The 7712-nt window shown below is 47.9% G+C and carries 12 protein-coding genes and 3 pseudogenes; 2 read left to right on the top strand and 13 right to left on the bottom strand.

Going from position 1 to position 7712, the window contains the following annotated elements:
* Nucleotides 1-239: hypothetical protein (locus BLU70_RS13875; protein ID WP_074693929.1), on the bottom strand; the 239-nt coding region annotated here is incomplete at its 3' end.
* 190 nt (nt 240-429) lie between these two features.
* Here BLU70_RS13875 and BLU70_RS14485 point away from each other — a divergent pair.
* Nucleotides 430-747: a hypothetical protein gene (locus BLU70_RS14485; RefSeq protein ID WP_143027557.1), complete on the top strand. Its 318-nt coding sequence runs from the start codon at nt 430-432 to the stop codon at nt 745-747.
* A 197-nt stretch (nt 748-944) separates the two neighbouring features.
* Here the strand turns inward: BLU70_RS14485 and BLU70_RS13870 are convergent, their stop codons facing one another.
* The 6 genes and pseudogenes from BLU70_RS13870 to BLU70_RS14905 form a co-directional block, all read right to left on the bottom strand.
* A complete protein-coding gene (locus BLU70_RS13870) occupies nt 945-1337 on the bottom strand; it encodes a retropepsin-like aspartic protease (protein WP_006447481.1) in 393 nt (130 codons plus the stop codon).
* Nucleotides 1334-1582 carry a hypothetical protein gene (locus tag BLU70_RS13865; RefSeq protein ID WP_040289962.1) on the bottom strand — a complete coding sequence of 83 codons (249 nt, stop codon included), beginning with the start codon at nt 1580-1582 and terminating at the stop codon, nt 1334-1336. Before BLU70_RS13865 ends, BLU70_RS13870 begins: the two co-directional genes overlap by 4 nt.
* A gap of 237 nt (nt 1583-1819) precedes the next feature.
* Nucleotides 1820-2992 carry an SEC-C metal-binding domain-containing protein gene (locus BLU70_RS14830; RefSeq protein WP_074693927.1) on the bottom strand — a complete coding sequence of 391 codons (1173 nt, stop codon included), beginning with the start codon at nt 2990-2992 and terminating at the stop codon, nt 1820-1822.
* A gap of 339 nt (nt 2993-3331) precedes the next feature.
* A pseudogene (locus BLU70_RS15030) lies at nt 3332-3529 on the bottom strand (transposase); the annotation flags it as partial.
* 180 nt (nt 3530-3709) lie between these two features.
* Nucleotides 3710-4105, bottom strand: a complete 396-nt coding sequence (locus tag BLU70_RS13850) for a VOC family protein (protein WP_040289961.1) — start codon at nt 4103-4105, stop codon at nt 3710-3712.
* Between the two features lie 218 nt (nt 4106-4323).
* On the bottom strand, nt 4324-4458 hold the full coding sequence (locus BLU70_RS14905) for a hypothetical protein (RefSeq protein WP_006448134.1): 135 nt from the start codon (nt 4456-4458) through the stop codon (nt 4324-4326).
* Between the two features lie 72 nt (nt 4459-4530).
* Here BLU70_RS14905 and BLU70_RS14825 point away from each other — a divergent pair, with 72 nt between their 5' ends.
* Nucleotides 4531-4659: a hypothetical protein gene (locus tag BLU70_RS14825; protein ID WP_006448135.1), complete on the top strand. Its 129-nt coding sequence runs from the start codon at nt 4531-4533 to the stop codon at nt 4657-4659.
* Here BLU70_RS14825 and tnpB read toward each other — a convergent pair.
* The 6 genes and pseudogenes from tnpB to BLU70_RS13815 all read right to left on the bottom strand — a co-directional run.
* Nucleotides 4609-4842 (bottom strand): annotated as a pseudogene (gene tnpB, locus BLU70_RS14820) (IS66 family insertion sequence element accessory protein TnpB); the annotation flags it as partial. The gene BLU70_RS14825 and the pseudogene tnpB overlap by 51 nt on opposite strands.
* A 180-nt stretch (nt 4843-5022) precedes the next feature.
* Complete coding sequence (tnpA, locus tag BLU70_RS14815; RefSeq protein ID WP_237716518.1) at nt 5023-5196, bottom strand: IS66 family insertion sequence element accessory protein TnpA; 174 nt, start codon at nt 5194-5196, stop codon at nt 5023-5025.
* Nucleotides 5197-5581: 385 nt separating this feature from the next.
* Nucleotides 5582-6610, bottom strand: coding sequence for a DUF262 domain-containing protein (locus BLU70_RS13825; protein WP_074693921.1), 1029 nt, complete (start codon nt 6608-6610; stop codon nt 5582-5584).
* Complete coding sequence (locus BLU70_RS13820) at nt 6600-7181, bottom strand: hypothetical protein (protein ID WP_074693919.1); 582 nt, start codon at nt 7179-7181, stop codon at nt 6600-6602. Before BLU70_RS13820 ends, BLU70_RS13825 begins: the two co-directional genes overlap by 11 nt.
* 94 nt (nt 7182-7275) lie before the next feature.
* Nucleotides 7276-7428 (bottom strand): annotated as a pseudogene (locus BLU70_RS14810) (IS256 family transposase); the annotation flags it as partial.
* Between the two features lie 75 nt (nt 7429-7503).
* A partial coding sequence (locus BLU70_RS13815; protein ID WP_143027555.1) for an IS3 family transposase occupies nt 7504-7712 on the bottom strand: 209 nt, incomplete at its 5' end.

The following is a 7712-nucleotide window of genomic DNA, read 5'->3' as shown; positions in this document are numbered from 1 at the left end:
GGGTAATCACTGAGCCGTTCGCGGATATGGTTGAGAAAGGGTTCCATCATGCTCCTGCGTGAACGCCTGGTGACGACATCGTCAATCGGGCGTCCCTCGTCCCGTGCTTGTTGCATCTTCGTCAGGTACGCAGCAACTGTCTCCCGGTGAATACGCAGCCTTTGGCCAATAGCGACGTTGGTTAAGCCCTCGTCTTTTAACGTCTGAACCTGTATCATGGCTTTGAGAGTCTCTCGCAAAGGTCCGCGCTCCTCGCCGATATGTTGTTTGGTCGCACTTACAACATTCGACAGAGATTGTGCGGATCTTTTTTATCGCCTCCCTGACGGAATCTCGTGCCCACTCATGTCGATTCTATCGTGACCAACTACAAACATGTAACATTGCTTCAACACTGACGTCTAATTCTTATAGAAAGGGGTGACGACCATGAAGAAAATTTTCGGTCTTCTCGTTGTTGTTTTGGGTTTGTCAGGTTGCGGAACCACTCAATCTTATGCAACTTTGCCATCCGGGACAATCCTTGGTTGGAAAAATCATATGTACAAGATTGTGGGAACAACCAGTTCATATAACGTGGGCAAAAAACTTGGTACAGTTTCATATCACGGAAAGGTTTCAGGTGTATTCACGATATTCGAACTTAAAGGAACCAACTTCACTCGAGCAATTGTATTTAGGCCAGTATTCGGGTCATCGAACGGATGGTATTATGAAGCTAACGTTCAAACAAACGGTTCACAATGAATCAATCGTTCAACTGGCGGTTATATGCCGAGTATTGTTGAGCGAGTGATAACAATGGGTGTGACACAACAGGCCAGGTTCCCGTTCTCCAGTATCGTGAGATACCAAGAAGATCCGTCCAACACCTGACCCTGTAAGGATCGGTTCGTTGCAAATTACGCAAGTTCCTGTTGGAACAGACGACTTGTAGCGAATGTTCACTCCGTAGTGGCTTCGGTCTGATAGAGAGTAAGCCTTGCAAGGTCAAGAACAAAATTCCCCGCCATGAGCAAATCCAGTCCGATCAACCCACTGATTCCGTAATCAAGCCGACCAAAATCCACCTGGAAATCACTCGCACGAAAGGTTCCGAAGTCCACCCTGTCGATGCGCTTACGAATGGCAATGTCCCGACCACCAATACCAAAGGCCGTGACAATTTGATCCCCATCCTCGGGTGCAACATCCACATCATCCTCAACAGCATCAAGGTTAATCCAGGTGTGTGCCGACCCCGTATCAATAATCATGTTGTCTAAAGTCTTGGTGGTTCCCTTATGCGTGATCGTCATGGAGGTCATCAAAATACCGCCAACAATTTCGATCTTCATGAGCGCACCGCTCGGACCATCGGCTTCATTACAACGTCCATGACAACTTTCTCGTTTGACGTATGATAGATAAAGCGATTGTCTTTGGACTCTTTCAGCGCCTCAAGCGTTTCCCTTGAATCTAGCAACGGACGGATCAGCGCTACTTCCTCGACGTATAGTTTCCCCCCTTCGATTTTCGACTTCAAATCTTCCACGAATACATACTGATCCGGGAAGAGCTTCCGAACCTCTGACCACTGCATACCATCCACCGTCCTTGTCCTTTGCCACGATTGTACCATCAGAGTTGGAATTGCTTCATCATTGACTCGCTGCGAGCTTGGGGTTCAGCGAAACTCTCGGGTGAAGGACAATTCAATACCGTCAATCGAGTGCTGGGGCGGTGCGTGTTGGTTCATGGCGAGTCGTCTCTAACAGCGAACCGGGAAAGTTTTCTATTGCTCCCCCTCAAATTCTTCACCGTTTTCAAGAGCTACCAGTCATGCACCACAACACTTTTTGTACTTCCTCCCACTTCCGCAAGGGCACGGTTCATTCCGACCGACCTTCTTCTTGGATCGATTTTCCACAGCCCTCTCAAACCGCAGCCGTCTTTCAAACGCTTCGTCGATTTCATCGAGAGTTTCCTTCCATTGTTGGACTTCCCGATTATCGATTCCATTGATGACGCAATTTGCATACAAAACTTCCAGCAAGTCCAGGTTATAATTTGTTTGCTCAAATAGCTCCTTCATGGTCGGAATATCTACGGCGGAAGTCAGCCTGCAAAGTGTATCGGCAAGCATTACTTGCTCTTCGATGTCTGTGGCCTTCTGAAACAGCCGCAAGGTCGCCGCTTCCGAGTACGGTGTTTTGATTCCAGCAAGTACACCCGTAGCGTAGTTGTGGAAATCCCACTCAGACTCACCGAATCGCTTCTCAACAGCATCAACGACGGATTGAGTACCAATTCTCACTAAGGCGTACATGGCACGTTCCTGCAAGAGGTCGATATCTGAATCCAGGGCGTCGAGTAAAGCAGGAACCGCCGATTCGTCCTTCAGATAACCCGCAAGGACACACGCCATTGCTCCTTCGTAGTCGTCGTACCAATCATCGGGATCGCCATCCTGATACTTCCGAATAGTTTCACTCAACTCGAGTTTTGGCAAATCACTTCTGCGTGCGATTTCCCGTGCCATTGCGATGACAAACGAAAAATCGACCACCGAGTATTCTTCGCCCCGAATTTCTTCGGCAAACCTCCGCCATTCTTCAAGGAGAGCCGGGGTTGCCAAGCGGACGAGATTGATACGCCGCTCAATCTTTTGACGTAGCGTTGCAGGGAGGCTCAACAAACCATCATTGACTCCCATTAAGACATGAGGGTGCGCTGAAAGGATGATTTTCGCATAGTCCTGTTGGAGTGCGGGCTCGTCTTTTATCCGGCGGAATAATTCGGAAGCCATTGTTGGCGACACGACAAATTCACGTGCGCCGTACAGGAACTCCCCACGGGCATCCGTTTGATCTCCCATTTCGCACGCCTTCAAAACAATGGGCAGGAACTCTTCATCGTCTGATTGAGCTTCTTCGAAATAGTCCAAGGTAAATCGCCGGATTCGGTGTTCGGAGTGAAGGATGAATTGCTTCATTACATCACGAGTTTTCATGTCGGGGCACCTCAATTTATGTGCTGCCTTACAGCTTCGCCACAGCATGATCCGATCCTGTCATAATGCACAACAGTCCTCGTTGGGGCGAAATTTCGATTCTGAACGATGATGAATCCCAGGCGACCCCATCCAGATCACGGATGACCATCCGCCAAGTTTTAACATTCGGATCGAATTACTTTTGTCCCGCTCAGCTTGCCTTGGCCTTTGTTACTTCGAAATATCCTCTTTCGTATTCGACTGGAACTAGATAGCCAACTGATGAGTGTACAGGCTGCGGTTGTACCACACCTTGATGTACTCGAAAATTCGCTGTGTGGACTGTTCTCTCGTTTCTTAAGATTTCATTCGTCTCTCGCAGTTCAGGTTCCGCAAGGCCTTCGTCTCAGGCTTGAGGTTTTCGCTACCAAACGAACAGGGTAGCAGGATCCTCCTTATACTCGCCACCCAGCCATACAACGTCGTTTGCGATATGCCCAGTTCCCGAGCTACCCGGCTCACCGGCTTCCCTCTCACCAAAGCCAATTGAACTGCATGAAGCTTGAATTTTTATCGTATCTCAGTGTTATGTAGCTCAGCATGAATCCCAGTATCCTTACGTTCTCGATTCGTGGTGTCCACTATTTCAGCCTAGCACCAGACGACGTGTGTGCTGTCCTTTGCATGGACATCCAAACCTAAAAGGTAGCGGCTGTCAGGGATGTTCCCGTTTGGTCAACGCTTATTCTTAGTTCTGGAGACGATTTGAATGGGATTCCCATCTGGATCTTGTACCCAACCAACTCTTAATTCATCGTCAAGAAAATCATGGGGCTCTGATAACATCGTTGCACCATGCTCTACTAAATATTGAACCGCTGCATCAGTATCATCGGTCCAAAATACAATTTCACAACCGGAATTTTTACCTGGGCTTAAACCATGGACTTCGCGAGCAGATTCTTTCGTTGCGATACCCAAGTTCCAGCCATCAAGTATCAGTTCGTGATGGACTGCCTGCCCCGCAATTTCTGCAGTAAAGTTAACTTCGAATCCAAGCTTTTCATAGAACTCTCTGGATACCTCCAAACACTCAACATATAGGTTAATCTGAGGCGAATAAAATTTCATATGAATCCCTCCAACTGGAATGCCATCCTTCACGAAATTCGCATAAAATTCGCATGTCGTGTTGTGTTAAACTGCCCGTTTGCGACAAAATTCCATACCGGCGGACATACACTTCTATGCAGTAATAAATTAATGAACCTTAAGTTGAATTCCGTTCCCACAATAAGAATATCACTTGGATCTTCCCAAGTTAACATTAGTCGAAAACACGGCCCTTATTAATACTCCATAAGCGTCAACTCCACCACCGCCGTCTCCACGAGTCTAAACACCGTCGCACTCGCCCGCGCCCCTCGCGGCGTGTTGGCAAACAGCCCAATTCGCTGGGGTTTGGCGAGAGAGGTTCCGTTCATGTTGGATATGCCTTACGCATTCAACACCGCGGATCGGATTCCTCTTTTGTGCCCTCAAGTGGCGGAGCGCGCGTGAACGGATCGATGCGCTTTCGGCTGCTCGAGTGGAAGGCCGTCCAGGAGCCAGTTCAGATCTCGCCGTGTGATCACCATGGTCTTGGCATCGCCTGTCTCTGGCCAATCGAATCGACCGCGCTCTAAGCGCCGATAGTACAGCCAAAAGCCGTTGTGCGACCAGTGCAGGGTTTAGAGCTTGTCTCGCTGCCGGTTACAGAAGACAAACAGGCATGGCGAAAACGGATCGAGTTGAAACGATGCCTGAACGAGTGCGGCGAGTCCGTCAATGGATTTGCGCATGTCTGTGGCGCCGCAGGCGAGATACACGCGGTGATCCGAAATCCAGTCTAGCAAACATGCATCACGAGCCGTATGAGCTCAGCAAGTGTCGAGGCGTCATAGCCGGGACGGACGTCAATTTCGACCGCACCCACGCGCAGGGTCAGGGGCGAACAGCTTACTACATCCGAAGGTGATGAGGTCGTCACGACCGATACGAACGTCGTGTCATGCGTGCCAAGCGATTTCGTTTCCTAGTCGGCGAAGCCAGTACCACAACTGATAGGGTTTCAGACCGTGCTCAGCGCAAAACTGACTGGCGGACAGCCCGCTGTCGTAGAAGGCAGCGATACGTTCACGCCAAAGTTCACGACGCTCCTGGTGAGACAAGTGCTCTCGCATACAAGAAACCTTCCGATGCTTGTTGATGACATTTTCAAGCGACGAGAGGATGAAAGCCACGTGGGTCTCAGTTTACGTTTACTTCAAGCAGCGGGAGGGCGAACGCCATGTGGGGGGAATTGACGCTTACGGCTCTACAACAGGCAAAAACCCATCTCCAATAGGAGACAGGTTTTTTAATGGTGGAGGCGACCCTCCCCAAACCGATTTAATCCTCAAGTTTAGCCTGGAGTGCTGAAGATATTATTTAGGTGGGGTTACAGATCACATTGCACAAAGGAGGCAACTTGAGCTCGCTATGGCGAGCTCTTGTGCTTTCAACAAATTTCGTGACAAAGTGTTATGCGGACCCAGCACGCCCCCAAGTCATTCAGCCAATCTAAGCTTATCCGATCGATCCTTCCACTTCCTGGATTATGTTGTATATGATGTCTTCTCGTCGTGCTCGCCGCTGTTTATCTGATGCTGCTCGAGATACGGCCTCGTAGTAATCACTTATCGTTCCATCAGATATTTCTTGAGTCCTGAAGTTACGGGCCTTTTGCAATAGATCCGTAAGCTGAGCAGCAATTTCGGACGGATTTCTGAACGTAGTGCGCTTGTACGTCCTGTAATAACGCACGCATCCACCGAACAGTGAATAAAAGTTGCTCTTGGTTTTGAAGAGACTTTGGTTCTCTTCCGTGGTAATTTGCTGGAGCAAGTTTATCGATGTCCTAAACTCGAGCAAGTACCTCGCCTCGTCTGGAAATTCTTCATTGTTTGCGGCGTAATAGTCTTCCAGGAAATCTTTCTTGTTTTGCACTCCACCCATTACCAAGACCAACAATTCGCTGACAAACTCGATATCTTCCATTCTTCGTACTTCTTTTGGGGTAAATAGTCCGATGTTTTGAAAAAACGGATCGTCCGCCAAATCTTCGCATGCTTGTTTGAACCGCCCTGAGTATCGAGCGTTCCTCAGTTCCTGGTCGTTAAGAACGATGTTGTTTGTATTCAATCTTTGAAACAGTTCACGTATCTCAGCATCGTTGGTATTACGCAACATACGAACGACAACTTTATAATCCCAAAAGTTGCGCTTCGAATCTGGCGACAGTTCCTTAAAATCTTCCCCCTGCCACTCACTGTCTGTAGGTAAGGAAACCTCACCATCAATAAATCTTAGAATGCTTGTTATCCTTTGCTGCCCATCTACTACAATGTATTGCTGCTCCCCTGTCTCTTGGTTCGTGACCACCTGTATGTACACTTCTGGAAACGGGAGCTTGTCACAGATCGTGGCTATCAATTCTGAACGTTCCTTATCAAGCCACACTGCTCTCCGTTGAAATTTGGGGGATATTTCAAGTTTTCCTGTTCGACGCAAGTCATTGAACCAAGCAATGGTTTGAAGACTGACCTCATAATCCATTCGTTTTCCCTCCCCTTAGTTTTACAACGCCACGTTTGTAGTAATCAATGACTTCCTCTCGACTCTTGAAAAAAAGAGCATTAACTTTACGGGATCCCAAAACGTCCGAACGCAAACTTTGCAGGATCTGAATAAATCTGTATCTACATCTATTTCCCTTTTGGGGAATCCATAGAGGCGATACAAACCCGGCATAGATGTTTTGTCCGTTCCTATTAAGTTCATCACGTTGTCGCTTATTCAAAACATACCATTTGGATCGATGAAACTTTCGAAGTTCACTCCAAGTATCATTGAACTCAACGGGTGAAATTATCACTGTATCGATGTCCGACCACTGATCAAACTCTTTCAGATTTTTATCCGGATTTAAGCTGAATCCCCAGTTCCCACTGCCCATTATCCGTACGGCCTCAACACCGGAAAAAAGCTGTGAGACTTCCTGGCAGAACGTCATGTATTCGGCGGCGGAGCAAGCAGCAATTTCTTCACGGTCCAAATAATAGCCAACCAATTCCTCGGGAGTAGTTGTTTCTTTCATATGCCAAAAGGAATCCAGTTGATCTGGCATAATGCAACCCTCTCTATATCTAAGGATATCCACCAAATCTTGATCAAGTCCTTTTTTGTGTGTAAATTCGTCCCTCTTCAGTTCGTGAATTATGTCAACGGATTTGATGGACCTTCGTCACAGTCTTTTGGAGCTCGAGCTGTTCATCTCTCCACGTCAGATACTCCGCCATGTCTAAGTACTTGTGCCCGGTCTGCCACTTCTCGTCCATCTCCATGAGCAATGCGCCCACAAGCCGAATGGTATTAAGTCAATATAGTGGACACTCCAGAACGGAGAAATTCCAAGTTTTAATATCCTGATATGATTACTTTTGTCCCGCTCAGCTTGCCTTGGCTCTCGATACTTGGAAATATCTTCTTTCGTATTCAACCGGTGTTAGATAGCCGATTGATGAGTGTACCCGCTCCCGGTTGTACCACACCTCGATGTACTCGAAAATTCGTTGTATGGCCTGCTCTCTCGTTTTGAACTTTTCCAGGTAGACGAGCTCTCGCTTGATGATGCTGTGAAAGGACTCGATGCACGCAT

It is taken from the genome of Alicyclobacillus hesperidum (genome assembly GCF_900107035.1).
Taxonomy (GTDB): Bacteria; Bacillota; Bacilli; order Alicyclobacillales; family Alicyclobacillaceae; genus Alicyclobacillus; species Alicyclobacillus hesperidum.
The sequence above is the reverse complement of the archived record's forward strand: the minus strand, read 5'-3'. Positions and strand labels throughout refer to the sequence as shown.